Origin of the sequence: Serinicoccus shuyuelongi (genome assembly GCF_045032955.1) — a bacterium.
GTDB lineage: Bacteria > Actinomycetota > Actinomycetes > Actinomycetales > Dermatophilaceae > Ornithinicoccus.
In genome coordinates, this window is the sequence record NZ_JBJFZU010000006.1 from 111,224 (window position 1) to 135,380 (window position 24,157).

The 24,157-nt window shown below is 73.4% G+C and carries 22 protein-coding genes and 1 tRNA gene; 6 read left to right on the forward strand and 17 right to left on the reverse strand.

Going from position 1 to position 24,157, the window contains the following annotated elements:
- Positions 1–112: 112 nt before the first annotated feature.
- The 5 genes from ACI3EY_RS09685 to ACI3EY_RS09705 are packed head-to-tail and all read right to left on the reverse strand — an operon-like array spanning position 113 to position 5,178.
- Complete coding sequence (locus ACI3EY_RS09685; RefSeq protein WP_405040271.1) at positions 113–844, reverse strand: fasciclin domain-containing protein; 732 nt, start codon at positions 842–844, stop codon at positions 113–115.
- A gap of 32 nt (positions 845–876) precedes the next feature.
- Positions 877–2,430 (reverse strand): molybdopterin-dependent oxidoreductase, encoded by a 1,554-nt coding sequence (locus ACI3EY_RS09690; protein ID WP_405040272.1) that lies wholly within the window; start codon positions 2,428–2,430, stop codon positions 877–879.
- Positions 2,431–2,474: 44 nt separating this feature from the next.
- Positions 2,475–2,921, reverse strand: a complete 447-nt coding sequence (locus ACI3EY_RS09695; protein WP_405037557.1) for a GNAT family N-acetyltransferase — start codon at positions 2,919–2,921, stop codon at positions 2,475–2,477.
- A 44-nt stretch (positions 2,922–2,965) separates the two neighbouring features.
- The gene (locus ACI3EY_RS09700; protein ID WP_405040273.1) at positions 2,966–4,081 is read right to left on the reverse strand and encodes a heparan-alpha-glucosaminide N-acetyltransferase domain-containing protein; all 1,116 of its coding nucleotides are present in this window, start codon (positions 4,079–4,081) and stop codon (positions 2,966–2,968) included.
- Positions 4,078–5,178, reverse strand: a complete 1,101-nt coding sequence (locus tag ACI3EY_RS09705; RefSeq protein ID WP_405040274.1) for a hypothetical protein — start codon at positions 5,176–5,178, stop codon at positions 4,078–4,080. Before ACI3EY_RS09705 ends, ACI3EY_RS09700 begins: the two co-directional genes overlap by 4 nt.
- A gap of 105 nt (positions 5,179–5,283) precedes the next feature.
- Between ACI3EY_RS09705 and aceB the strand changes: the two genes are divergently transcribed.
- The 5 genes from aceB to ACI3EY_RS09730 are packed head-to-tail and all read left to right on the forward strand — an operon-like array spanning position 5,284 to position 11,824.
- Positions 5,284–6,897, forward strand: a complete 1,614-nt coding sequence (gene aceB / locus ACI3EY_RS09710) for a malate synthase A (RefSeq protein ID WP_405040275.1) — start codon at positions 5,284–5,286, stop codon at positions 6,895–6,897.
- Positions 6,898–6,948: 51 nt separating this feature from the next.
- The gene (locus ACI3EY_RS09715; protein ID WP_405040276.1) at positions 6,949–8,436 is read left to right on the forward strand and encodes an FAD-linked oxidase C-terminal domain-containing protein; all 1,488 of its coding nucleotides are present in this window, start codon (positions 6,949–6,951) and stop codon (positions 8,434–8,436) included.
- Entirely contained in the window at positions 8,436–9,692 is a 1,257-nt protein-coding gene (locus ACI3EY_RS09720) for an FAD-binding oxidoreductase (RefSeq protein WP_405040277.1), read from the forward strand. The genes ACI3EY_RS09715 and ACI3EY_RS09720 overlap by 1 nt, the downstream gene beginning before the upstream one ends.
- Entirely contained in the window at positions 9,693–11,072 is a 1,380-nt protein-coding gene (locus tag ACI3EY_RS09725; RefSeq protein WP_405040278.1) for a (Fe-S)-binding protein, read from the forward strand.
- Positions 11,069–11,824, forward strand: a complete 756-nt coding sequence (locus tag ACI3EY_RS09730) for an IclR family transcriptional regulator (RefSeq protein WP_405040279.1) — start codon at positions 11,069–11,071, stop codon at positions 11,822–11,824. Before ACI3EY_RS09725 ends, ACI3EY_RS09730 begins: the two co-directional genes overlap by 4 nt.
- Before the next feature lie 19 nt (positions 11,825–11,843).
- Here ACI3EY_RS09730 and ACI3EY_RS09735 read toward each other — a convergent pair whose 3' ends face one another.
- The 12 genes from ACI3EY_RS09735 to ACI3EY_RS09790 all read right to left on the reverse strand — a co-directional run bounded on the left by ACI3EY_RS09735 (position 11,844) and on the right by ACI3EY_RS09790 (position 22,724).
- Positions 11,844–13,067 carry an MFS transporter gene (locus ACI3EY_RS09735; RefSeq protein ID WP_405040280.1) on the reverse strand — a complete coding sequence of 408 codons (1,224 nt, stop codon included), beginning with the start codon at positions 13,065–13,067 and terminating at the stop codon, positions 11,844–11,846.
- A 61-nt stretch (positions 13,068–13,128) separates the two neighbouring features.
- A tRNA-Ala gene (locus tag ACI3EY_RS09740) sits at positions 13,129–13,201 on the reverse strand.
- A gap of 78 nt (positions 13,202–13,279) precedes the next feature.
- Positions 13,280–13,903, reverse strand: coding sequence for a histidine phosphatase family protein (locus ACI3EY_RS09745; RefSeq protein ID WP_405040281.1), 624 nt, complete (start codon positions 13,901–13,903; stop codon positions 13,280–13,282).
- Positions 13,904–13,913: 10 nt separating this feature from the next.
- Positions 13,914–14,306 (reverse strand): ribosome silencing factor, encoded by a 393-nt coding sequence (gene rsfS / locus ACI3EY_RS09750; RefSeq protein WP_405037547.1) that lies wholly within the window; start codon positions 14,304–14,306, stop codon positions 13,914–13,916.
- Positions 14,307–14,876, reverse strand: coding sequence for a nicotinate-nucleotide adenylyltransferase (gene nadD / locus ACI3EY_RS09755; protein WP_405037619.1), 570 nt, complete (start codon positions 14,874–14,876; stop codon positions 14,307–14,309).
- A 14-nt stretch (positions 14,877–14,890) separates the two neighbouring features.
- Positions 14,891–15,115, reverse strand: a complete 225-nt coding sequence (locus ACI3EY_RS09760; protein ID WP_405037546.1) for a hypothetical protein — start codon at positions 15,113–15,115, stop codon at positions 14,891–14,893.
- A 45-nt stretch (positions 15,116–15,160) separates the two neighbouring features.
- Positions 15,161–16,444: a glutamate-5-semialdehyde dehydrogenase gene (locus ACI3EY_RS09765; protein ID WP_405040282.1), complete on the reverse strand. Its 1,284-nt coding sequence runs from the start codon at positions 16,442–16,444 to the stop codon at positions 15,161–15,163.
- Between the two features lie 37 nt (positions 16,445–16,481).
- Positions 16,482–17,627, reverse strand: a complete 1,146-nt coding sequence (proB, locus tag ACI3EY_RS09770; RefSeq protein WP_405040283.1) for a glutamate 5-kinase — start codon at positions 17,625–17,627, stop codon at positions 16,482–16,484.
- A gap of 81 nt (positions 17,628–17,708) precedes the next feature.
- Positions 17,709–19,214, reverse strand: coding sequence for a GTPase ObgE (gene obgE, locus ACI3EY_RS09775; RefSeq protein WP_405037543.1), 1,506 nt, complete (start codon positions 19,212–19,214; stop codon positions 17,709–17,711).
- Between the two features lie 163 nt (positions 19,215–19,377).
- Complete coding sequence (gene rpmA, locus ACI3EY_RS09780; RefSeq protein WP_405037542.1) at positions 19,378–19,647, reverse strand: 50S ribosomal protein L27; 270 nt, start codon at positions 19,645–19,647, stop codon at positions 19,378–19,380.
- 31 nt (positions 19,648–19,678) lie between these two features.
- On the reverse strand, positions 19,679–19,987 hold the full coding sequence (rplU, locus tag ACI3EY_RS09785; protein WP_405037541.1) for a 50S ribosomal protein L21: 309 nt from the start codon (positions 19,985–19,987) through the stop codon (positions 19,679–19,681).
- Positions 19,988–20,147: 160 nt separating this feature from the next.
- Complete coding sequence (locus ACI3EY_RS09790; protein WP_405040284.1) at positions 20,148–22,724, reverse strand: Rne/Rng family ribonuclease; 2,577 nt, start codon at positions 22,722–22,724, stop codon at positions 20,148–20,150.
- Positions 22,725–23,067: 343 nt separating this feature from the next.
- On the opposite strand from ACI3EY_RS09790, the gene serC reads away from it, so the two are divergent.
- Positions 23,068–24,147, forward strand: a complete 1,080-nt coding sequence (serC, locus tag ACI3EY_RS09795; RefSeq protein ID WP_405040285.1) for a 3-phosphoserine/phosphohydroxythreonine transaminase — start codon at positions 23,068–23,070, stop codon at positions 24,145–24,147.
- The last annotated feature ends 10 nt before the right edge of the window (positions 24,148–24,157 follow it).

A 24,157-nucleotide genomic window follows, 5' to 3' on the forward strand; every position in this document is an offset into this window, starting at 1 on the left:
ACGGCGGGCGGCGCAGGGACGCCGGGGCACGGGAGGGGGGACACCGACCGCCCGCCACCTGCACAGGCAGGTGACGGGCGGCGGACCCGGGAAAGGGTCGTCAGGGCGGGGATCAGCCCTGCGGCATCAGGACCTCGTCGATGAGGTACACGGTGGCGTTGGCGGTCTGCACGCCACCGCAGATCACCATGGCGCCGTTGACCATCAGCTCGTCACCGGTACCGGTGATCTCGACGGTCTCGCCCTGCACGGTGGTCTGCTCACCGACGACCTCGTCCGGGGTCAGCTGACCCGGGACGACGTGGTAGGTGAGGATGCCGCTGAGCAGTTCGGAGTCCTCGCCGAGCGTGGTCATCGTCTCCTCGTCGATCGCCTCGAAGGCCTCGTCGACGGGGGCGAAGACGGTGAACTCGTCACCGTTGAGGGTGTCGACCAGGTCGACGTCCGGGTTGACCTCACCCGAGACTGCGGCGGTCAGGGTGGTCAGCAGCGGGTTGTTGCCCGCCGCCACGGCGACCGGGTCCTGGGACATGCCCTCGACCGAGCCGTCGCCCTCCGGCACCTGCTCCGCGTAGTCCGCGCAGCCGGCCCCGACCAGGTTGGCGGCCGGGTCGCCCATGGCGTCCTCGGTGGCCATCTCGTCGTCGGCCATGTCCTCCTCGGTGGCCATGTCGTCCTCGGCGGCCATGTCGTCCTCGGACTCCATGTCCTCCTCGGCCATGTCCTCAGTGGTCTCTTCCATGGCCGTGTCGTCGGCGGCCGGCTCTTCCGCCTCGCCGCCACAGGCGGACAGGGCGAGCATCGAGGCCATCGACACCGCAAGGAGTCCCTTGGAGATACGCATCATGCATTCCTTTCTCTGGGGGTGCGGTGGTCTCACGCGACGCTGACGGTCACGTTGTGCCACCCGGTTGACCCGTCCGGAGCAATGGGCTCCCGACGAGAAGTCTGTGTGTTTCCGTCGCGGTCCGTGGCGCGGACCTCGATGCGGTGGGAGCCGGGCTCGGCGTCCCAGGTGTGGCGCCAGGCGCGCCAGGTCTGGTCGTTGTCCTCGGTGGCCAGCTCGGCCTCGTCCCAGGAGCCGTCGCCCACCCGGACCTCGACACGCTCGATGCCGACGGTCTGGGCCCAGGCCACCCCGGCCACCGTGACCTCGCCGGCCTCCAGCTGGGCGAAGGAGGCGGGCACGTCGATCCGGGAGGAGAGCTTGATCGGGGCCTGCGCGGCATACCCCCGGTCGGTCCAGTAGGCGGTGAAGTCCTGGAAGCGGGTCACCTCGAGCTCGGTCAGCCACTTGGTGGCGGAGACGTAGCCGTAGAGGCCGGGCGTCACCATCCGCACCGGGAAGCCGTGCGTGGGAGTGAGAGGTTCGCCGTTCATCCCGACCGCGACCAGGGCCTCCCGGTCGTCGGTGAGCACGTCCAGCGGGGTGCCCGCGGTGAAGCCGTCCACGCTGGTGGACAGCACCGCGTCCGCGCCGGACTGCACCCCGGCCTCGGCCAGCAGGTCCCGCATCGGTATGCCGATCCAGGTCGCGTTGCCGAGCAGGTCCCCGCCGACCGGGTTGCTCACGCAGGTCAGCGTGATCCGGCGCTCCACGAGCTCGCGGTCCAGCAGGTCCTGGTAGGTGAGCTCCAGCGGGGTGTCGACCATCCCGGTGATCCGCAGCACGTAGTCCTGCACGTCGACCTGGGGGATCTGCAGCGCCGTGTCCACCCGGTAGAAGTCAGGCGTCGGGGTGAGGTGCGGGCTCAGCCCCGCGACGTCGAAGCTGACGCCCTCCGGGACCGCCGGGGCGAGGGAGCCCGGTGTCGGCAGGGCCACCCCGGCCGAGCCGGTCGACCCGCCCACCAGACCGCGGGCCGCGCCGCCGGCGGCACCGGCCGCGGCGACCGTGGAGGCAGCGACCAGGAAGCGGCGCCGGTCGAAGCCGGGGGCGTCCTCTCCCGGCTTCAAGGGGCTGGTGCGGGAGGTGGTCGACCTCGGCAGCCGGGTGAGCATCCAGGCGAAGCCGCCCACCCCGACCAGCGCCATCCCGCCGATGCCGGCACTCAGGGCGAGCACGGAGGAGGGGGCCGGGTTGATGATCATCGCGGCCGCGGCCAGCGCGACCAGGATGCCCATCCCGACCACGGTCGGGGTGCGACGACGCGAGCCGAACCAGCCCAGGACCAGGACCGCCAGCACGACGGTGGCCAGCACGCCACCGATCAGCACGGCCTTGTCGGCGGCGCCGAAGGTGGTGATGGCCCACTCCTTGACGGGGCGAGGGGTGAGGTCGACCGCGCGGTTGCCCACGGCGACGACCGGGCCGGTGCCGTCCAGCACCCGGGCCACACCCTCACCGACGAGCAGCCCGCTGGCGCCGGCCACCAGGCCGGTCGCCGCGCCGGCCATGCGGCGCGCGGTGGTGCTCCCAGGAGTGTTCATGCTGGTGATTCGGAACCACCAGCAGGACGGATGGGTGAACTAGGTCACGATTGTGTCTCGGGTCCGGTGAAGCGCACGAAGGCCCGGAGCCGGCCGTCCCCGTGGTCCCGGATCTCGCTCCACCCGAGCGACTCGTAGAACTTGCGCTGCCCCGGCTCGTCGTCGGTCAGCAGCACCTGCTGCCGGCACCGGGAGAACGGGGCGAGCGCCGCGTCGACCAGCGCCCGGCCGACCCCCTCGCGCTGCAGCTCGGGGCGGACCAGGACGTCCTGCAGGTAGGCGATGCTGGCGCCGTCCGAGACCACCCGGGCCAACCCGAGCAGCTCCCCCTGGTAGCGGGCGGTGACGACCTGGGTCGAGCCGCGGACCGCCGCCTCCAGCGTCTGCGGGTCCGTCGTGTACGCCGACCAGCCCACCGCGTCGTAGAGCTCCACCAGCTCCTGCCCGCTGGGTCGCTCCTCGGCGCTGATCTCGATCTCGTGGCCTGGCACGCGGCCAGCCTAGTGGCGCACGGGGCCCGACGGCGGGCGAACGGTCACGCCCTGACGTAGATCCCGGCCCGGTGAAGGAGCATGGCGACCGTCCACCACAGGGCGAGGCTCAGCACGACGAAGCCGACCTCCGGCCCCCCGGGCAGGGGCACCCACTCCCCCAGCCGCTGGGCGAGCGGGGGCTCACCGTGGCGGATCAGCAGCACCGCCAGCAGGTGCGACCCGAAGTAGACCAGCAGGGACTGCCGTCCGAGGGCCACCAGCGGCCAGGACGCACGGTCCCGCAGCCGCGCGGCCCGCCGGCGCGGCAGCACGTCGACGAGCACGTAGGCGACGAGCAGGACCAGCAGCCCCAGGGCTCCGGCGAGCAGCGAGAAGCTGGGCGTCCAGAGCCGCTTGAAGGGTTCCACCACCAGCGCCAGCGCCACGCCGGCCGCGGCGCACGCGATGGTCCAGGCGGACAGCCGCACCACTCCCACCCGCGGCGACCCGTGCCGGGCGTCCAGCACGAGGTGACCGGCGGTGGTCCCGGCGGCGGCGGTGAGGAAGGCCCCGGCGGCGGCCACCAGGCCCTCGGGGTCGTGCCCGGCCCGGCCCTGGGCATACATGTGCTCGCCGAGGAGGCGCCCGTCGATCCACCGGGACGGGTTGCACTCGGGGGTGAGCAGTGAGCCGGGGCACTGCTGCTGGGCCCAGAGGTAGACCACGGCGCCGACGAGCGCGGTGACCCCGGTGACCACCGCCCACCCCCAGGCGCTGCGGGTGACCTGGTGCAGCACCGCCGACACCAGGACCAGGAGCGCGTACAGCTGCAGCACCCCGGTCACGCGCAGCGTGGAGAGCTGGTAGTGGTCCCCGTGCACGGCGGTGTAGAGCACGCCGACCGAGAGCAGCACCAGGACCCGCCGGGCGGTCACCGCGACCCGGGTCGGGCTGCGGTAGGCGAAGGCCAGGCCCACCCCGGACAGGGTCACGAAGAGCGGGAAGATGAGGTCGTACGGGGTGACCCCGAACCAGGCGGGGTGGGTCATCCACGGCGCCGACGGCGGCAGCGCCGAGGCGGTGGTGACCGAGGCGATGAGGAACAGCCCGCGAGCCACGTCCAGCGACATGACCCTGGGCCGGGTGGGGGCCGGTGCTCCCACGGCCGGTGTGCTCACGGGGCGACCACCTCGTAGGACTGCACCCGCGGGAAGACGACCTGGGTGCTCTGCAGGGGCAGGTCCCCCACCCGCCAGACGTCCGGGAAGCCGAGCCAGCCGTAGATCCGCTGGTGGCTGCCCAGCCGGCGGGCACTGTCCGGGGCACCGGGACCCAGCTCCATGAAGGCGTCGTACACCTCGGGGGGCAGCGCCCGGTGCTCGGTCGCCGCGGGGTCGGAGGGGTAGGTCACCAGGAAGGAGCCCTCGGTGGTGCGGGGGGCCAGCTCCCGGGCGGCCTGCATGGCGGCGCGGTGGTCCTCGTGCGCGTACTCGTAGGCCCGCTCCCCGGCCGGGCACAGGGCCGGGGAGCCGCAGCCCGAGGAGTCGTCGGGGTCGTCGGCGCCGTCGGCGCCGGTGCCGACATAGGCGGAGGCGGTCACCCGGGTCAGCGGCAGGTCCGGCAGCGCGGTCCCGGACAGCGCGAGCACCTCCGCGACCGCCTCGCCGACCGCCTCGGGGGTGAGCCGTCCGTCACCCAGGTCGAGCGCGACCACGGTGGCGCCGCGTCCGCGCAGCAGCACGGCCGGCGACCCGCCGAGGGTGGCCGTCGTCTCCTGCGCACCGGACAGGTCCACCGCCGGGGTATGCCGTGCGGCCTCGCCGAGGGAGGCCCGGAAGGCGTCCCAGCGGGCCTGCCGGCAGGCGGGGGTGTCCCGGCCGGTGGTCGGGTCCGGCTCGGGAGGACGCTCGCCGAGCTCGACCTCCAGGTGCGTGGCGAGCACCTCCGGGGTGCAGCGGGCGGTCTGCTCACCCTGGGTGAGCAGCACCAGCACCGGGTAGAGGTCGGAACCGTCGGCCAGGGAGGTCCACCCGGACAGCTCGTCGTCCGCGTGCGGCACCAGGTACAGGTGCAGGCCACGGGCCTGGTCCGCGGTGACCACCTGCCCGGAGTGCACGGCAGGCACTACCCGGGCGAGCGCGACCTGCTGCACCGTCTGCGCGGGCCGCAGCAGGAAGCCGGTGCTCAGGGAGACCGTGACGAGGGTCAGCACCAGCGCCACGCCCACCACCCACCGGGCCGGTCCGCGCCGACGGAGACGACGGGCGGCGGGCATACGACCAGCGTAGGCGTGACCTCGGGCGCCCCCTCGACGGACACGGCCACCACCGCTAGAGTTCCACCATACAAACTTGGTGTTCCACCATACGAAAGGTATGCCATGGCTGCTCCCCCGATGACCCCGACCCTGGACCTGCCCGAGGGGGTGCTGGTCACCGGTGAGCTCCGCCCCGGCTACGAGCAGATCCTCAGCCGCACCGCCCTGGAGCTGGTCGCCAGCCTGCACCGGGCGCTGGAACCGGCCCGGCGGGAGCGGCTGGCCGCCCGGGCCCGGGTGGTGCAGGCCGTCGCCGAGGGCACCGACCTCCACCTCCTCCCCGAGACCCGGCACGTCCGGGACGACCCGGACTGGCGGGTCGCCCCGCCGGCCCCGGGCCTGGTGGACCGTCGGGTCGAGATGACCGGCCCGACCGACCGCCGGATGACCATCAACGCCATGAACTCCGGCGCCCGGGTGTGGCTGGCCGACCAGGAGGACGCCAACACCCCGCTGTGGGCGAACGTCGTCGAGGGCCAGATCAACCTGCGCGACGCGGTCGCGGGCACCATCTCCTTCACCTCGCCGACCGGGAAGGAGTACGCGCTGGAGAGCACCGACCAGCAACGGAACCCGACGATCGTGATGCGGCCACGGGGATGGCACCTGGAGGAGAAGCACGTCCTGGTGGACGGGGAACCGGTGGCCGGGGGGCTGGTCGACCTCGCCCTCTACCTCTGCGCCAGCGCACGCCTGCAGCTGGACGCGGGCAAGGGGCCCTACCTCTACCTGCCCAAGCTGGAGCACCACCTCGAGGCCCGGCTGTGGAACGACGCCTTCCTCTTGGCACAGGACGCCCTGGACCTGCCGCGCGGCACGATCAGGGCGACCTGCCTCATCGAGACCTACCCGGCGGCCTTCCAGATGGAGGAGATCCTCTACGAGCTGCGTGAGCACGCGGCCGGGCTCAACGCCGGCCGGTGGGACTACCTGTTCAGCGTGATCAAGACGTACCGCACCCGGGGCACCGAGTACATCCTGCCGGACCGGAACTCCGTCACGATGACCGCGCCCTTCATGCGCGCCTACACCGAGCTGCTGGTGCGGACCTGCCACCGGCGCGGGGCGCACGCCATCGGCGGCATGTCCGCCTTCATCCCGTCCCGGGACGAGGACGCGAACGCCATCGCGTACGCCGGGGTCACCGCCGACAAGCGACGGGAGGCGGACGACGGCTTCGACGGCTCCTGGGTCGCGCACCCCGGGATGGTCGAGACCTGCCGGGAGGTCTTCGACGCGGTGCTCGGCGACTCCCCGCACCAGCTGCACCGCACCCGGGAGGACGTCCGGGTCGGGCCCGCCGAGCTGCTGGACGTCGCTGCCACCCCCGGCCGCGCCACCCGGGCCGGGCTGCGCTCCGACATCGACGTGGCCGTGCAGTACCTCGCCGCCTGGCTCACCGGGAAGGGCGCGGTCGCGATCCATCACCTGATGGAGGACGCCGCCACCGCGGAGATCTCCCGCAGCCAGGTGTGGCAGTGGGTGCACCACGGCGTCGTCCTGGACACCGGCGAGCAGGTCACCCCGGAGCTGGTGCGCACGCTGACGGACGAGGTGCTGACCGGGCTGCCCGGCGGGCCGGACGCCCACCGGCAGGCGGTCGACCTCTTCCTGGAGCTCGCCCTGGGCGAGTACGTCGACTTCCTCACCGTCCGCGCCTCGGCGTCGCTGCCCTGAGCCGTGGGCGGTCACTAGGGTGGGCACGGACGAGCGGCGAGGAGGCCGGGGATGACCACGGGCGTGCAGCAGGTGCTGGCCGAGCTGGAGGGTGTCCTGCCCGCGCACGGACTGCTCACCGACCCCTCCCAGCGGGAGACGTATGCCTGTGACGGGCTCGCGGCATACCGGGTCATCCCGGCGCTGGTGGTGCTCGTCGAGAGTGCCGAGCAGGTGGCCGCGACGGTCCGTGCCTGCGCCCGGCACGAGGTCCCCTTCGTCGCCCGCGGGTCGGGCACCGGCCTGTCCGGTGGGGCGCTGCCGCACGCGGACGGGGTGCTCGTCGTCACCAGCCGGCTGCGCACGCTGCACGAGGTCCGCGCCGAGGACCAGCGCGCCGTGGTCGACCCCGGGGTGATCAACCTGGCGGTGAGCCGGGCGGCGGAGCCGGTGGGGTACTACTTCGCCCCGGACCCCAGCAGCCAGCAGATCTGCTCGATCGGCGGGAACGTGGCCGAGAACTCCGGCGGGGCGCACTGCCTGAAGTACGGCTTCACCTCCGGTCACGTGCTGGCCCTGGACCTCGTCACCCCGGACGGCGAGCAGGTGCGGATCGGCACCGAGGCTCCCGACTCCCCCGGCTACGACCTGGTCGGCACCTTCGTCGGGTCCGAGGGCACGCTGGGCATCGCGACCCGGGCGGTGGTCCGTCTCACCCGCCTGCCCGAGGAGGTCCGCACCGCCCTCGGCGGCTTCCCCACCATCGACCAGGCCGGCGCGGCGACCAGTGCGATCATCGCCGCCGGCATCATCCCGGCCGCGATCGAGATCATGGACGCCCTGGCCGTCGAGGCTGCCGAGAAGGCGGTCTCCTGCGGCTACCCCGAGGGTGCCGGCGCGGTGCTGGTCGTCGAGCTGGACGGACCGGCCGGCGAGGTGGCGCACGAGTTCGCCGAGGTGGAGCGGCTGTGCCGGGAGCACGGCTGCTTCGAGCTGCGGGTGGCCACCGACGCGGCGGAGCGGGCCGAGATCTGGAAGGGGCGCAAGTCCGCCTTCGCGGCGGTCGGTCGGATCTCCCCGGACTACATCGTCCAGGACGGGGTGGTGCCACGGACGGCGCTGCCCGCGGTGCTGGCGGAGATGGGGCGGATCAGCGCCGAGCGGGGGGTCCGGGTCGCGAACGTCTTCCACGCCGGGGACGGGAACCTGCACCCGCTGGTGCTCTTCGACGCCGCCGAGCAGGGTGCCACCGAACGCGCGGAGGAGGTCTCCGGGATGATCCTGGACCTGTGCATCCGGCACGGCGGATCGATCACCGGCGAGCACGGCGTCGGCGCCGACAAGGCCCGCTACCTGCCCCGCATGTTCACCGACGAGGACCTGGACACCATGCAGCTGGTCCGCTGCGCGTTCGACCCGGCGGGCCTCGCCAACCCGGGCAAGATCTACCCCACCCCGCGGTTGTGCGGTGAGCGACCGCGACGGGTCGGCGCCGCCGACCCCGCTCCCGCCGGGCCCGCGGGCGCGGCCGTCGACCTCGAGGGGGTCGAGGTCTTCTGATGGGCACCCCGCACCGTGAGCTGGACGGCATCTGCGCCCTGCGTCCGGCCGGTCCGCAGGACCAGGTCGGCGGGGTCGCCGGCTCGGTGGTCGCCACCCCGGCCACCACCGAGGAGGTCTCGGCGCTGCTCGCTGCCTGCCACCGGCAGCGGCTGCGGGTGGTGACCCGCGGGCACGGCACCAAGATCGGTTGGGGCCGTCCCCCGGAGGCCCTGGACGTGATCCTCGAGACCACCCGGCTGACCGGCCCGGTGGAGCACTCCCGGGGCGACCTGATCGCCACCGCGGGGGCGGGCACCCCGCTGGCACGGCTGCAGGAGGTGGTCGGCCAGGCCGGGCACCAGCTGGTCGTCGACGACCTGGTCGCGACGGCAGGGGGCCCGGGCAGCACCCTCGGCGGGGCGGTCGCCACCAACCTGGCCGGTCCCCGCCGCCTGTGGACCGGGGCGCTGCGGGACCTGGTCATCGGGGTGCGCCTGGTGCGCGCCGACGGCACCGTCGCCAAGGCCGGCGGCAAGGTGGTCAAGAACGTCGCGGGCTACGACCTGGCCAAGCTGCTGACCGGCTCCTTCGGCACCCTCGCCGTGCTCACCGAGGTCACCGTCCGGCTGCACCCGCAGCCCCGCGCCGCACGCTGGGTGGGCGGGCACCTGGCGCCGGACCGGCTGGCGCCCGTGCTGGCCGGGCTGCACCGTTCCCAGCTGGCGCTGCACGGGCTCGAGGTGCGCGCGGTGCCCGGCGGCGCGGTCGAGGTCTCCGCCCTCCTCACCGGCACCGCGGCGGGGGTCGGGCCACGGGCCACCGCCCTGGTCGAGGAGGCTCCGGACCTCGCCGTCGGCACGTCGGCGCCCCCGTGGTGGGGCGTCCTGCCGGGGGCCACGGGCCGGACCCTGCTGCGCACCACCGCCCGGTTGAGCGGCGTCGCGGAGCTGGTGGAGGTGGCGACCCGGCACGGGCTGGAGGTCACCGGGTCGGCCGGCGTCGGGGTGCTGCACGCGGCCTCCGCCGACGTCGATGACGGCGCCGGCGGCGGCGCCGGCGCCTCCGCCGACGTCACGGCCGCCGCGGTCGACGCGGTGCGGGCGGCCAGCGTGCGGCTCGGCGGCTCGACCGTGGTGCTGGAGGCCCCTGCCGAGGTCCGGGCCCGGGTGGACACCTGGGGACCGGTCCCCGGGCTTGCGCTGATGGGCCGGGTCAAGGCGGAGTTCGACCCCCGGCGGGTGCTCTCCCCCGGGCGCTTCGTGGGAGGACTGTAGATGAGCGACGACACCACCGGACGCCCGCGGACCACCCCGCTGGGGATGCCGCGGGTCCCGGGCCCTCCCCGGGTGGTGGCCGACCCTGCCTTCGACGACGTGCGTCCCCCCGACCCCGGCCTGCTGGACGACTGCGTGCACTGCGGCTTCTGTCTCACCACCTGTCCGACCTACAGCCTGTGGGGTGAGGAGATGGACAGCCCCCGCGGCCGGATCGACCTGATCAGCTCCGCGTCCCAGGGAGCCCCGCTGACGGCGGCGACCGTGGGCCACCTCGACGCCTGCCTCGGCTGCATGGCCTGTGTCAGCAGCTGCCCCTCCGGGGTCCGCTACGACCGCATCCTGGAGGCGACCCGGGCCCAGGTCGAGCGACGGGTCGAGCGTCCCCGCCGGGAGCGGGCGCTGCGGGCGCTGATCTTCGCCCTGTTCCCGCACCCGCGCCGGCTGCGGCTGCTGCGCGGGCCGCTGCGTCTGGCGCAGCGCACGGGCCTGCTGCGTGCGGTGCGCGCCACCGGGCTCGCCCGTCGGGCGGGACCCGGGCTGGAGGCCATGCAGTCGCTGGCCCCCACGCTCGGCCCCCGGGTCGAGGTCCCCGAGCTCACCCCGGCCTCCGGTCCCCGCCGGGCCGTCGTCGGCATGCTGACCGGCTGCGTCCAGCGGGAGTTCTTCGGCGAGGTCAACGCCGCCACCGCCCGGGTGCTGGCGGCGCACGGGTGCGATGTCCTGGCCCCCCGCGGGCAGGGGTGCTGCGGGGCGCTGTCCGTGCACAGCGGACGGGAGGAGGAGGGCCGGGCGCTGGCCCGCTCGCTGGTGGACACCTTCGAGGCGGCGGGGGTCGAGCAGGTGGTGGTCAACTCCGCCGGGTGCGGCTCGACGATGAAGGAGTACGCCCACCTGCTGGCCGACGACCCCGTGTACGCCGAGCGGGCCCGTGCCTTCGCCGGACGGGTCCGCGACCTGTCCGAGATCCTCGTCGAGCTGGGGCCCGTGGCCCCCCGGCACCCGGTCACCGCCCACCGCCGGGAGCTGGTGGTGGCCTACCACGACGCCTGCCACCTGCGGCACGCCCAGGGCGTTGTGGACCCGCCCCGGGAGCTGCTGCGGGGCATACCGGGCGTGCGGCTCGTGGAGATCGCGGATGCCGAGATCTGCTGCGGGTCCGCAGGGATCTACAACATCCTGCAGCCAGGAACCGCGGCCGAGCTCGGGGACCGCAAGGCCACCACCGTGCTGGGGACGGGTGCCGAGCTGCTGGTCACCGCCAACCCGGGGTGCCTCATGCAGATCGGCCAGGCCCTGGAGCGGGCCGGTCGCCCGGTGCCGCTGGTGCACACTGCGGTGCTGCTGGACGCCTCGATCCGTGGCCAGGAGCTGGCGTGACGCCCCCGCCGCCGGACCGTCCCCGGGGCGTCCAGTCCGTCGACCGCACCCTGGACATCCTCGAGCTGCTGGCCTCCTCGCCCGACCCGGTGGGGGTGACCGAGGTGTCCCGCCGCCTCGGGCTCGCCCAGGGCACCGCGCACCGGCTGCTGGGGGCCCTGGTGCAGCGTGGCTGGGCGCGGCACGACGCCGGACGCCGGTATGCCGTCGGCCCGGCCGCGATGAGGGTCGGCGACGCGGCCTACCGGGCGCTGGGCAGCAGCGCCGGCCCGGTGCTGCGGGACGCGGTCCAGGCCACCGGGGAGACGGCCAACCTGGCCGTCCTGGAGGGCACGCAGATGGTCTACGTCGCCCAGGCACCGTCCCCGCACACGCTGCGGATCTTCGCCGAGGTCGGGCGCCGGGTCCCGCTGCACTCCACCGCGGTCGGCAAGGTCGCCCTCGCCCGGATGGCGCCGGCCACCCGCCGGGCCCTGCTCGGGTCCGGCCCCCTGCCCTCCCGCACCCCGCACACGGTGACGACCCCGGACCGGCTGGAGGCGCACCTGGTGCGCGTGCACGAGCAGGGTTTCGCGCTGGACGACGAGGAGCAGGAGCTGGGGGTGCGCTGCGTGGCGGTGCCGGTGCCGCTGGCCGGACTGGAGGTGTCGCTGTCGGTGAGCGGACCGACGGAACGGATGACCCCCGAGACGGCACGCGCAGCGGTGCCGGCCCTGCAGCGCCTGGCACGCCTGCTCAGCGACAGCGGCTGAGACCGCTGCATCCCTCGGGTCAGGGGGCGTCCCGCTGCGCCCGGGCCAGCCCCCGACGGCCGCGGTCGATGCGGGACACCCGGTGCGCCACCCAGCCGCTGCCGGCGAGGCAGGCGGCCCCGAGGGTGAGGCAGACCACCCCCAGGGGCAGCACCAGGGCCAGCGCGCTGACCACCAGCGGTCCGCCGGCTCCCCCGATGTCACCGGTCAGCCGGAAGCCGCCGAGGTACTGCGCCCGCCCCTGCTCAGGGGCGGTGTCCGCGCCCAGGGTCATCACGATCCCCGAGCCGAGGCCGTTGCCCACCGCCATCAGCAGCGCCAGCGCGGTGAACCCGACCAGACCCGAGGTGAGCGGCAGGCTGAGCACACCGAGGCCGAGCAGGGCCACGACCGGCACCGCGACCGCGGTGCGCCCGTGCCGGTCCATCACCCAGCCGGCCGGGTAGAACAGGGCGATCTCGAGCAGCGCGGCGGCCCCGAAGACCAGGGAGGTGGTGGAGGCCGAGATGCCGAGATGGTCCGCCCACAGCGGCAGCAGGGTGATCCGCAGCGACCGCGCACCGGCGATCACCACGACGGCGCTACCCACCGAGAGCAAGGTGCGCAGATGCTGGCGCAGGACCCGCAGCACCGACTCCGGCCGTGCCCGTCCCGGGCCACCCTCGTGCTCCGCGGTGAGGTCCGGGGCGAGCACCACCACCAGCGCGGCCAGCAGGGCCATCACCGCCGCCAGCCAGAAGACCGAGCGCAGGTCCTGGGTGAGCGCGAGCAGCCCACCACCGACCACCGGCCCCACGAAGGCCCCGATCCGGTGGCTGCCCCCCAGCGTGGACATGGCCCTCGCCCGCAGCTGCGGTGGGGCCACGACGATGAGGAAGCCCTGCCTGGCCAGCAGGAAGACCGTCCACGCCATCCCGCTCACCACCACGGCGACGCCGAGCACCCACACCGAGGGGGCGAGCGCGGCCAGGGCCATCGCGGCCGCGTCCACCACCCCCGCCAGCACGAGGGCACGCCGCTCACCGATCCTGGCCACCAGGGCGCCGGCCGGCAGCGAGCCGACGAGGCTACCCAGCCCCAGCAGGGCCACCACGAAGGCCGCCTGGCCGACGCTGGCCCCCAGGTCCCGGGCCAGCAGGGCCAGCACCGGGGTGATGGCGCCCAGGCCGACGGCGTTGACGATGCTGGGGGCGAAGGCCGGCACGGCGACGTCGCGCAGGCGGAAGTCCGCGGCCGACGACATGCGAGCTCCCCTCGACGTGAACGGGCCGGACACCACTGCGGTGTCCGGCCCGTTCGTCCGGTGGAGCTGAGGGGATTCGAACCCCTGACCCCCTCCATGCCATGGAGGTGCGCTACCAACTGCGCCACAGCCCCGTGCTCGAGGACTGGACTACTTTATCCAGGGCCGCAGGCAAACACCAAATCGCTGGTCAGGGCCCCGTCACGGACCCTTCAACGTCCGGTGGCGGCGGGGGCGCCGGTGTTCCAGGCGTCCAGCCGCCACCCGATGTCGTGCTCGACGAGCTCGGCCCAGTGACAGTTGTGCAGCCCGACCAGGGCCTGGGTGAGGCGGGTGAAGTCCATGCCCAGCACGTCCGCCACCAGCGCCCGGCTGGCCAGTCCGTGGCTGGCCAGCACCACCGTGGAGTCCTGTTCCTGGGTGGCGACCACCTCGTCGAAGACCGCCCGCATCCGGCGTGCGACGTCGCGCACCCGCTCGCCGGTCTCGCCGCGGCGGACGTCCTGGCCCTGCTCCAGCTCGGCCTGCAGCTCGGGGAAGCGGGCACGCACCTCGGGGTGGGTCAGCCCCTGCCAGCGCCCGACGTCGATCTCCCGCAACCGACGGTCCGGCTCGACCGTGAGGCCGGACGCGGAGGCCAGCGCGGCCGCCGTCGTCGCGGCGCGGGTCAGGTCGGAGGCCACCAGACGGGCCGGGGACCGCTGCGCCAGCAGCTGCGCAGCCGTGGCCGCCTGCTCCCGCCCCCGGGCGGACAGGGAGGTGTCCAGCTGCCCCTGGTAGATGCCTGCGGCGTTCTGCTCGGTCTCACCGTGCCGCCAGATCAGGACGCGTCGCACAGCCGGCCGCTCAGCCGGGGTCGACGGGGCTCTCCCCCGGACCGTCGGGGGCGGGCAGCACCACCGGGGGGCAGTCGCCCCACAGCTTCTCCAGGTCGTAGAACTCCCGGTCCTCGGCGTGCATGACATGCACCACGATGTCGCTGAAGTCCAGCAGCACCCAGCGACCTTCCCGCCGTCCCTCACGCCGCAGCGGCTTGGACCCCAGCTGCAGCAGGCGCTCCTCCACCGCATCCACGATGGCGCTCACCTGCCGCTCGGTGGGTGCGGAGGCGATGACGAAGACGTCGGTCAGGGCGAGCTGCCCGGACACGTCGAGGCCGACCACGTCCGTGGCCAGCTTGTCGTGGGCCGCAGCGGCGGCCGCCTGGGCCAGCTCGACGGCGCGTTGGGTGGCTCCCACTCAGGAGTCCTTCCGATAGAGGTCGTACTTGCCGATGTACTGCACGACCCCGTCCGGCACCAGGTACCAGACGGGATCTCCGTGGCCGGTGCGTTCCCGGCAGTCGGTGGAGCTGATGGCCATCGCGGGGACCTCGAGCAGGGTCACCTTGTCCTCGGGCATCCCGGCGTCGCTGAGGACGTGGCCCGGACGCGTCACCCCCACGAAGTGCGCCAGCTCCCAGAGCTGGTGGACACCCTTCCAGGACAGGATCTGGGCCAGGGCGTCGGCGCCGGTGATGAAGAACAGTTCGTCGTCGGGGCGCTCCTCGTGCAGGTCGCGCAGCGTGTCCATGGTGTAGGTCGGGCCCTCGCGGTCGACGTCGACGCGGCTCACCGTGAAGCTCGGGTTGGACGCCGTCGCGATGACGGTCATCAGGTACCGGTGCTCGGCGTCGGTCACCTCGGTGACGTCCTTGCGGTAGGGCTGTCCGGTGGGCACGAAGACGACCTCGTCCAGCCCCAGCAGGTGCGCCGCCTCGCTCGCGGCCACCAGGTGGCCGTGGTGGATGGGGTCGAAGGTCCCACCCATCACTCCCAGGCGCATCAGTGCGCGCTGCCGCCCCGCCCGGTGTCCGGGTCGTGCGCGCCCTCGGCGACACCGTGCGGGTCCAGGGCGAGGGTGTTGCGGAAGGAGTAGAGCAGACCGAGCAGCCCGAGGAAGGCGATCAGCGCGAAGACGCCGAACATGATCGGCGGGAAGGGCAGCTCGTTGACGATGTGGTGGCCACCGTCCTCGGCGGCCGTCAGCAGGGTCTGCGCAGGCGTCATGACGCACACTCTACCGGCCCCCGGACGGCCCCGGCTCCCGCCCGGCTAGCGCACCTGCCCGTCGCCCTCCACGACCCACTTGGTGGTGGTCAGCTCTGGCAGCGCCATCGGTCCCCGGGCGTGCAGCTTCTGCGTGGAGATCCCGATCTCCGCGCCGAAGCCGAACTCCCCGCCGTCGGTGAACCGGGTGGAGGCGTTCACGAGCACGGCCGCGGCGTCCACCTCGGTGGTGAACCGCCGGGCGGCGGCCCGGTCGTCGGTGACGATCGCCTCGGTGTGCCCGCTGCTGTGCTCCTGGATGTGACGGATGGCCTCGTCCAGGTCGTCCACCACCCGGGCCGAGATGTCCAGGGACAGGAACTCGGTGTCGTCGTCCTCGGCACTGATCGGGACGTGCTGCGCCCCGGCGGAGCGCGCATACCGGTTCATCGCGTCGTCGCCGTGCACGGTGACGCCGGCCGCCGCCAGGTCGGCCATCAGGCCCGGCAGCACCCGCTCCGCGGCGTCCCGGTGCACCAGGAGCGACTCGGCGGCGTTGCAGACCGAGGTCCGGTGGGTCTTGGAGTTGAGGACGATCTCGGTCGCCATCCCCGCCTGCGCGCCGGCATCGACGTAGACGTGGCAGTTGCCGATGCCGGTCTCGATGACGGGGACCGTGGACTCGGTCACCACCGTCCGGATCAGGCCGGCGCCACCCCGCGGGATGACCAGGTCGACCAGGCCGCGGGCGGTCATCAGGGCCCGGGCCGCGTCGTGTCCGCCGCCCGAGAGCAGCGAGACGGCGTCCGGGTTCAGCCCCTGCCCGGCCAGCGCCGACCGCAGGAGGCCGACCAGGGCCTCGTTCGTGGAGGCGGCGGCCGACCCTCCGCGCAGGATGACCGCGTTGCCGCTCTTGAGCGCCAGCCCGGCGGCGTCGACGGTGACGTTGGGGCGGGCCTCGTAGATCATCCCGACCACTCCCATCGGCACCCGCACCTGCCGGATCTGCAGGCCGTTGGCCAGGCTCGACCCGCGGACCACCTCACCCACCGGGTCGGCCAGCCCCGCCACCTGGCGCAGGGCGTCGGCCACCGCGTGCACCCGCGTCTCGTCCAGCCGCAACCGGTCCAGCAGGTTCTCCGCCAGCCCGGCACCGGCACCCCGCTCCAGGTCCTCGGCGTTGGCGGCGACGACGTCGGCGGCACCGGTGTCGACGGCGTCGGCGAGCGCGTGCAGCGCGGAGTCCTTCTCGGCGCGGGTCAGCAGCGCCAGCTCGCGGGCGGCCACGCGGGCCGCCCGGGCCACGCCCGCCACCCGGTCGATCACGTCGGGGTCGATGGTGGTGCTCATACGGTGCTCCTGCGGTGGGGTCGGGTCTGCGTCGGGGTCACGGGGTGGGTATGCCTTCGCCGAGGACGACGAGGTCGTCCCGGCGGACCACCGGTCGGGGGGCGGGGTCGCCGCTGCGCATCCGGGGGTCGCGCAGCAGCCGTCGCCCGACCAGGGGTCTGAGCTCCTCGGAGTCGTAGCCGACCAGGCCGCGGGCGACGACCTTCCCGTGCTGGTCGCAGAGGTCCACCGGGTCGCCAAGGGCGAACCGTCCCTCGACGCGGGTGACGCCGACCGGCAGCAGCGAGGTCTGCCGGCGGACCACCGCCTCGACCGCGCCGTCGTCGAGGACCACGCGCCCGGAGGCGGTGCTGGCGTGCGCCAGCCACCGACGCCGCGCCGGGCTCTTGGTGCCGACCGGGGTGAACAGGGTCCCCACGTCCGCGCCCGCGAGGGCGGGGTTGACCAGCTCGGCGCTGGTGAGCAGCACCGGGATGCCCTCGGCGACGGCCATCTGGGCGGCGGCCACCTTGGTGGTCATCCCGCCGGTGCCGACGTGCGACCCGGCCTGCGAGACGTCCACCTCGGTGATGTCCTCCGCTCCGCGCACCACCGGGATCCGGCGGGACCCGGGGCGGGAGGGGTGACCGGTGTAGAGGGCGTCCACGTCGGACAGCAGGACCAGCGCGTCCGCGTCCACCAGGTGGGCCACCAGCGCCGCCAGCCGGTCGTTGTCACCGAAGCGGATCTCGTCGGTGGCCACCGTGTCGTTCTCGTTGATGATCGGGACGACCTCCAGCTCCAGCAGCCGCTCCAGGGTACGGGAGGCGTTGACGTAGTGGCTGCGGCGGTGCATGTCGTCCGCGGTGAGCAGCACCTGCCCGACCGCCACCCCGTGCAGCGTGAAGGCACGGGAGTAGGCGCTCATCAGCGCGCCCTGTCCGGCGCTGGCCGCCGCCTGCTGGGTGGCGAGGTCCTTGGGCCGTCGGGTGAGGCCCAGCGGCCCCATCCCCGCCGCGATGGCCCCGGAGGAGACGAGCACCACCTGGGTGCCGAAGAGCGACTGCTTGGCCAGCGTCGTCGCCAACGCCTGCAGGCGGAAGTCGTCGAGGCCGCCGTCGTGCTCGGTGAGCGAGGAGGAGCCGACCTTGATCACGACGCGGTGCGCGTCACGGATGACGGAGCGGTCGGAGCTGGGACCCATAAGGACGAATACTATTCCATGTCAGCGCATACTCATGCACTCAGAGGGGACCCGGCCCAGGACGGCCCAGCCCCGGTGGTGTCAGTCGTCCTCGGTCCAGAACCCGGCGCGCCGCTCCGCCTCGAGCTGCTCGCGCGCCGCGGTCCCGGCGTCCTTGCGGTCGTGGAACTCGTCCCGCTTCTGCGACCGGGTGGGCCGCGAGCGCTCGTCCAGCCGCAGGTCGGTGCCCCGGGCGCCGAGCAGCTCCGCACCGGCCATGGTGGGCTCCCAGTCGAAGACCACGGCGTCGTCCTCGGGGCCGATCAGCACCGTGGACCCGGCGACCGCGCCCGAGCGGAGCAGCTCCTCCTCGATCCCCAGCCGGTTGAGCCGGTCCGAGAGGTACCCCACCGCCTCGTCGTTGGTGAAGTCCGTCTGGCGGACCCACCGGGTCGGCCGCTCCCCCACCACGCGGAAGAGGTCCTCCCCGGAGGAGGTCTTCTCCCGCCGCACGCTGAAGCCCTGGTCGTCGACCGCCTTGGGCCGGATGACCACCCGCTGCGGCTCGACCACCACCTGCTCCTCGCGGGCGGTGCGCACATGACCGGCGAGGGCGAAGGTCAGCTCCTTGAGGCCCTGGTGGGCGACGGCGGAGATGACGTGCACCTCATACCCCTGCTCCTCCAGGTCCGGGCGCACCATCTCGGCGAGCTCACGCGCCTCCGGGACATCCGCCTTGTTGAGCACCACCACCCGGACCCGCTCCGCCAGCGGGATGCCCCCGAGCCGGCCGTGCGGGACGTAGGCCGCCAGCTCGGCCTCGATCACCTCGAGGTCCGTCACCGGGTCGCGTCCTGGCTCCAGGGTGGCGCAGTCGATGACGTGCACCAGCACGTGGCAGCGCTCGACGTGCTGCAGGAACTGCAGGCCCAGCCCCTTGCCCTCGCTCGCCCCCGGGATCAGCCCGGGCACGTCGGCGACGGTGAACCGGTCGCCGCCGGCGGTCACCACGCCCAGATTGGGGACCAGGGTGGTGAACGGGTAGTCGGCGATCTTCGGGCGGGCCGCGGACAAGACGCTCACCAGGGAGGACTTGCCGGCCGAGGGGAACCCGATGAGGGCGACGTCGGCCAGGGTCTTGAGCTCGAGGACGACCTCGTTCTCCTCCCCCGGCTCGCCGAGCAGCGCGAAGCCCGGGGCCTTGCGGCGAGGGGAGGCGAGCGCCTTGTTGCCCAGGCCCCCGCGGCCGCCGCGGGCCGGGACGTACTCCATCCCCTCGCCCACCAGGTCGGCCAGGACCTCACCGCCGCGGGTGGTCACCACGGTGCCGGAGGGGACCGGCAGCACCAGGTCCTCCCCCTGGGCGCCGTTGCGCTCGTCCCCCTCGCCGGGCTTGCCGTTGGGGGCGCTGCGGTGCGGGCCGTGGTGGTAGTCGATGAGGGTGGTCATCTGGGAGTCGACGCGGAGCACGATGTCGCCACCCCTACCCCCGTTGCCGCCGTCGGGACCCCCCAGCGGCTTGAACTTCTCGCGGTGCACCGAGGCCACGCCGTGGCCGCCGTTGCCCGCGCGCAGGTGCAGGACGACACGGTCGACGAAGTTGGCCATGGGGCGATCCTCTCAGGTGCGGTCCACGCGGGGGCGCGGACCGGTGGGGCGGTCGGGGTGGACGTCCGCCCGGGGACAGCACGACGCCGGTGGGACGAGCCCACCGGCGTCGGGTGCGCCGGTCACGGGGTGCGGACCGGCGTCACGGGTGTGGTGTCGCGCCTCAGGCGTCGACGGTCGCCGCCTCGGCGACGATGTTCACGGTCTTGCGGCCGCGCTTGGCGCCGAACGCCACCACGCCGGGGACCAGCGCGAAGAGCGTGTCGTCCTTGCCCCGACCGATCCCCTCACCGGGGTGGAAGTGGGTCCCGCGCTGCCGGACGATGATCTCGCCCGCACCGACGACCTGCCCGCCGAAGCGCTTCACGCCGAGGCGCTGGGCGTTCGAGTCCCGACCGTTGCGGGTCGAGGATGCACCCTTCTTGTGTGCCATCTGCTGCTCCTCTTGTGGGTATGCCCGACGCTCAGGCGTCGATCGCGGTGATCTTGACCTGGGTCAGCGGCTGACGGTGACCCTGGCGCTTCTTGTAGCCGGTCTTGTTCTTGTACTTCTGGATGATGATCTTCGGACCCTTGGTGGCACCGAGGATCTCGGCGGTGACCTTGACCTTGCCCAGGGCACCGGCGTCGGTGGTCACCGTGGAGCCGTCGACCAGCAGGACGGGAGCGAGCTCGACGGTCTCGCCGGCCTGGCTCTCGACCTTGTCGATGGTCAGGACGTCGCCGACGGAGACCTTCTCCTGGCGGCCGCCAGCACGGACGATCGCGTACACGTTGAACTCACTTTCTGCTGCTACGAGTGGGGTTGACAGCTCCGGGACCTCGTCAGACGTGCTCGAGCCGCCGCAGGTGCGTCGTACCTCAGAGCCCGTCCCGACAGACCAGGGCGAACCGACGCACCAGACTAGCGCGCGGGCCGCCCGGTCTCCAAACTCAGCCGGGCTCTTCCTCGCCGACCGGAGGGCCGGCGGGGGCGACGACACGACCTCGGCGACGACGCTTGGGGGCCGGCGGTGCAGGCTCGGCGACCGGCTCCTGCACGGGGTCGGGCACGACCTCCGGCACGACGTCCGACACAGCGACCGGCTCCGGCACGGGGTCGGGCACGACCTCCGGAACGACGTCCGGCTCCACGGCCTCGGTGGCGACCGCCTGCGCGGCCGCGTCGGCCGTCTGGCTGCTGGCACCCACCTGGAGCGCGGCCGCGTGCGCGGCCGCCGCGATCTGCGCCGGCGTCGGTCCGTTGGGGTTGGGCGGGGGCAGCACGTTCTTCGGCTCGGTGGATCCCGCCCCGTTGCCGGAGCTGCTGCCGTTGCCGTTGCGACCCTTGCCGCGTCGCTTGGCACCGCCGCCGCCCGTACCGCCGTTACCGGCGTCCTCGCCACCGCCCCCGGACTTGCCGACCGGCTCGGTCTGCACCTCGATCCCCCGACCTGCGCAGTGCACGCAGGTCTCGGAGAAGACCTCGATCAACCCGGAGCCGACCCGCTTGCGGGTCATCTGGACGAGCCCGAGCGAGGTGACCTCGGCCACCTGGTGCTTGGTCCGGTCCCGGCCCAGGCACTCCAGCAGGCGGCGCACGACCAGGTCCCTGTTGCTCTCCAGCACCATGTCGATGAAGTCGACGACGATGATCCCGCCGATGTCGCGCAGCCGCAGCTGCCGCACGATCTCCTCGGCCGCCTCGATGTTGTTCTTCGTCACCGTCTCCTCGAGGTTGCCCCCGGAGCCGGTGAACTTGCCGGTGTTCACGTCCACCACCGTCATCGCCTCGGTCCGGTCGATGACCAGCGAACCCCCCGAGGGGAGCCACACCTTGCGGTCCATCGCCTTCGCGATCGCCTCGTGCACGCGGTAGGTGGTGAAGACGTCCGAGGTGCCGGTGTACTTCTCCACCCGCGGCGCCAGGTCGGGCGCCACGTCGTCGATGTAGCGCTTGACCTCGCTCCAGGCCTGCTCGCCGGAGACGACGAGCTTCGCGAAGTCCTCGTTGAAGACGTCGCGGATCACCCGCACCGTCATGTCGGCCTCACCGTGCAGGAGCACCGGCGCGTTGGCGCTGCCCGACTTCTTGTCGATGCGCTCCCAGGTGGCGGTGAGCCGCTCGACGTCGGCCCGCAGCTCCGCCTCGGAGGCACCCTCGGCGGCGGTCCGCACGATCACGCCGGCCTCGCTGGGCACCACCTCCTTGAGGATCTTCTTGAGCCGGGTGCGCTCGGTGTCGGGCAGCTTGCGCGAGATCCCGGTCATCGAGTTGCCCGGGACGTAGACCAGGTACCGACCGGGCAGGGACACCTGGGAGGTGAGCCGGGCGCCCTTGTGACCGATCGGGTCCTTAGTCACCTGGACCAGGACGGACTCGCCCGACTTGAGGGCGTTCTCGATGCGCTTGGGCTGGTTGCCCTCCAGGCCGGCCGCGTCCCAGTTGACCTCGCCCGCGTAGAGGACCGCGTTGCGCCCCTTGCCGATGTCGACGAAGGCCGCCTCCATGCTGGGCAGCACGTTCTGCACCCGGCCCAGGTAGACGTTGCCGACCATGGTCGTCTGCGCCGAGCGGGACACGTAGTGCTCCACCGGCACCCCGTCCTCGAGCACGGCGATCTGGGTGCGGTCCTCGAGCCCGCGCACCACCATCGTCCGCTCGACGCTCTCCCGCCGGGCGAGGAACTCCGCCTCGGTGATGATCGTCCGTCGGCGACCCGCCTCGCGACCCTCACGACGTCGCTGCCGCTTCGCCTCGAGCCTGGTGGAGCCCTTGACCGAGGTCACCTCGTCCTTGGCCGACCGCTCGCTGCCGCTGCGGCTGCGGCGCCGACGGCGCTTCGTGCCGGCCGCCGTGTCGGACTCGGACTCGCCGCCCCCGTCGCCGTCGTTATCGCCCCGACCGGCGGCGTCGGGCTGCTGGCCCTTGCCGTTGTCGTTGCCGGTCGCGTCCCGGCGGCCGCCCCGGCGACGACGACCTCCCTGGTCGCCCTCCTGCTCGGTCGACGGCTGGTCGCCGGACTCCGACGACTCCACGGAGTCACCGGCGTCGCCGCCACCGGAACGGGAGCGTCGACCCTTGCCGCCGCGACGCCGGCGCCTGCCCCGACCGCCGGACTCGTCGTCCGTGTCGTCACCGGTGTCGTTGTCGTCGTCCCGCACGTCGCCGGCACCGTCGTCGTTGCTGCCGCCGGCGCCACGACGACGCCGGGCCTGCTCGGCGGCGCCGTCCGGCCGGCGGGCCTCCTGCTCGTCCTCCGCGGCGGGCTGCTGGCCACGCTCCGGCGGGGCGGAAGCGGCGACCGTGGCACGGCGCGACCGCCTCTTCGGCAGGTCGCTCAGGTCGGGCGCCTGGAACACCAGGCCGAAGGAGGAGGCCGCGGCGGCGGGTGCCGGCTCGTCCTGCTCCGGCGACTCCTGCTCCGGCAGCTCGGGCTCCTCGGCCTGCGGGTCCGCAGCGACGGCCACGACGGGCACGTCCTCGGTCCCGGCGGCGTCCGTGTCGGGGGTGGTGCGTTCGTCAGACACTGGGTGTCCTTCCAGGCCGCACGGGTTCAGTCCACATCCGGGCCCCTGTCCGAGCCCACTGCCCGCGCAGCGCGGGTGCTGTGTCGCCGCGACCGGTCGACCGCGACGGAAGTCATCCGTCCACCGTGGCGGCTCGCGTTCCAGCGCGGCACCCTCACGGCGCGGCGAAACCTCTTCGACGCGTCCTGTGGCGTCGCGCGTGCCGACCGTGGCCGCACCGCGAGGGCTCCTACCGAGCCGGGCGACGCTGTGGGACGTCGCTCGACCAGGACCGAGTATCGCACACCACGCCGGGGCGACCACCCCGGCGCGCCCGCCGCAGGTGCCGGTACGGTGGGTCATCGTGCGCGTCTACAACTTCTCCGCCGGCCCAGCCACCATGCCCCTCCCGGTCCTCGAGCAGGCCCGGTCCGAGATGACCGACTGGCACGGTTCCGGGATGTCGGTGATGGAGATGTCGCACCGCAGCCCGGAGTTCGTCGGCATCGCCGCTGCCGCAGAGGCGCGGATGCGCTCCCTCCTCTCGGTGCCCGACGACTACGCGGTGCTCTTCCTGCAGGGAGGGGCGACCGGACAGTTCTCCGCGGTCCCGCTGAACCTGGCCTCCCCCGACCGGCACGCGGCATACCTGAACACGGGGTCGTGGTCGGCCAAGGCGATCGAGGAGGGCCGCAAGTACGTCGATGTCCGGGTGCTGGCGGACGAGAAGGACTCGCGCTACGCCGACGTCCCGACGGAGGGCTCCTTCGAGGTGGCCCCGGACGCGGCCTACCTGCACCACACGCTGAACGAGACGATCGGCGGGGTCGAGTTCCCGTACGTCCCCGAGGCCGGCACCGTGCCGGTCGTCACCGACGCCAGCTCGACGATCCTGTCCCGCACGATGGACGTGAGCCGCTACGGCGTGGTCTACGCCGGAGCGCAGAAGAACCTCGGCCCCTCCGGCCTGTGCGTCGTCATCGTGCGCCGCGACCTGCTCGGGCACGCCCGGCCGGACGTCCCCGCCGCGCTGGACTGGGCGGCCATGGACAAGGCCGACTCGATGCTCAACACCCCGCCCACGCTGGCCTGGTACCTGGTCGGCCTGGTCCTCGAGTGGGTGGAGGAGCAGGGCGGGGTGAGTGCGATGGGCGAGCGCAACCGCGCCAAGGCGGACCTGCTCTACGGCACCATCGACCGCTCCGACTTCTACTCCAACCCGGTCGCGCCCCGGGCACGCTCCTGGATGAACGTGCCGTTCCTGGTGCCGGACCCGGCGCTGGAGAAGCCCTTCGTGGCGGCCGCCGCCGAGGCCGGTCTGTCCGGGCTGGCCGGCCACCGCAGCGTCGGTGGGATGCGCGCCAGCATCTACAACGCCATGCCGATCGAGGGCGTCCAGGCCCTGGTCGACTTCATGACCGACTTCGAGCAGCAGAACGGCTGAGCACCCAGAC

What these genes read in the sequence shown, in the direction of transcription:
- ACI3EY_RS09685 (WP_405040271.1), bottom strand. Translation starts at nt 844, where the DNA reads ATGCGTATCTCCAAGGGACTCCTTGCGGTGTCGATGGCCTCGATGCTC.
- ACI3EY_RS09690 (WP_405040272.1), bottom strand. Translation starts at nt 2,430, where the DNA reads ATGAACACTCCTGGGAGCACCACCGCGCGCCGCATGGCCGGCGCGGCG.
- ACI3EY_RS09705 (WP_405040274.1), bottom strand. Translation starts at nt 5,178, where the DNA reads ATGCCCGCCGCCCGTCGTCTCCGTCGGCGCGGACCGGCCCGGTGGGTG.
- aceB (WP_405040275.1), top strand. Translation starts at nt 5,284, where the DNA reads ATGGCTGCTCCCCCGATGACCCCGACCCTGGACCTGCCCGAGGGGGTG.
- ACI3EY_RS09715 (WP_405040276.1), top strand. Translation starts at nt 6,949, where the DNA reads ATGACCACGGGCGTGCAGCAGGTGCTGGCCGAGCTGGAGGGTGTCCTG.
- ACI3EY_RS09720 (WP_405040277.1), top strand. Translation starts at nt 8,436, where the DNA reads ATGGGCACCCCGCACCGTGAGCTGGACGGCATCTGCGCCCTGCGTCCG.
- ACI3EY_RS09725 (WP_405040278.1), top strand. Translation starts at nt 9,693, where the DNA reads ATGAGCGACGACACCACCGGACGCCCGCGGACCACCCCGCTGGGGATG.
- ACI3EY_RS09735 (WP_405040280.1), bottom strand. Translation starts at nt 13,067, where the DNA reads ATGTCGTCGGCCGCGGACTTCCGCCTGCGCGACGTCGCCGTGCCGGCC.
- nadD (WP_405037619.1), bottom strand. Translation starts at nt 14,876, where the DNA reads ATGGGTGGGACCTTCGACCCCATCCACCACGGCCACCTGGTGGCCGCG.
- ACI3EY_RS09760 (WP_405037546.1), bottom strand. Translation starts at nt 15,115, where the DNA reads ATGACGCCTGCGCAGACCCTGCTGACGGCCGCCGAGGACGGTGGCCAC.
- ACI3EY_RS09765 (WP_405040282.1), bottom strand. Translation starts at nt 16,444, where the DNA reads ATGAGCACCACCATCGACCCCGACGTGATCGACCGGGTGGCGGGCGTG.
- proB (WP_405040283.1), bottom strand. Translation starts at nt 17,627, where the DNA reads ATGGGTCCCAGCTCCGACCGCTCCGTCATCCGTGACGCGCACCGCGTC.
- obgE (WP_405037543.1), bottom strand. Translation starts at nt 19,214, where the DNA reads ATGGCCAACTTCGTCGACCGTGTCGTCCTGCACCTGCGCGCGGGCAAC.
- rpmA (WP_405037542.1), bottom strand. Translation starts at nt 19,647, where the DNA reads ATGGCACACAAGAAGGGTGCATCCTCGACCCGCAACGGTCGGGACTCG.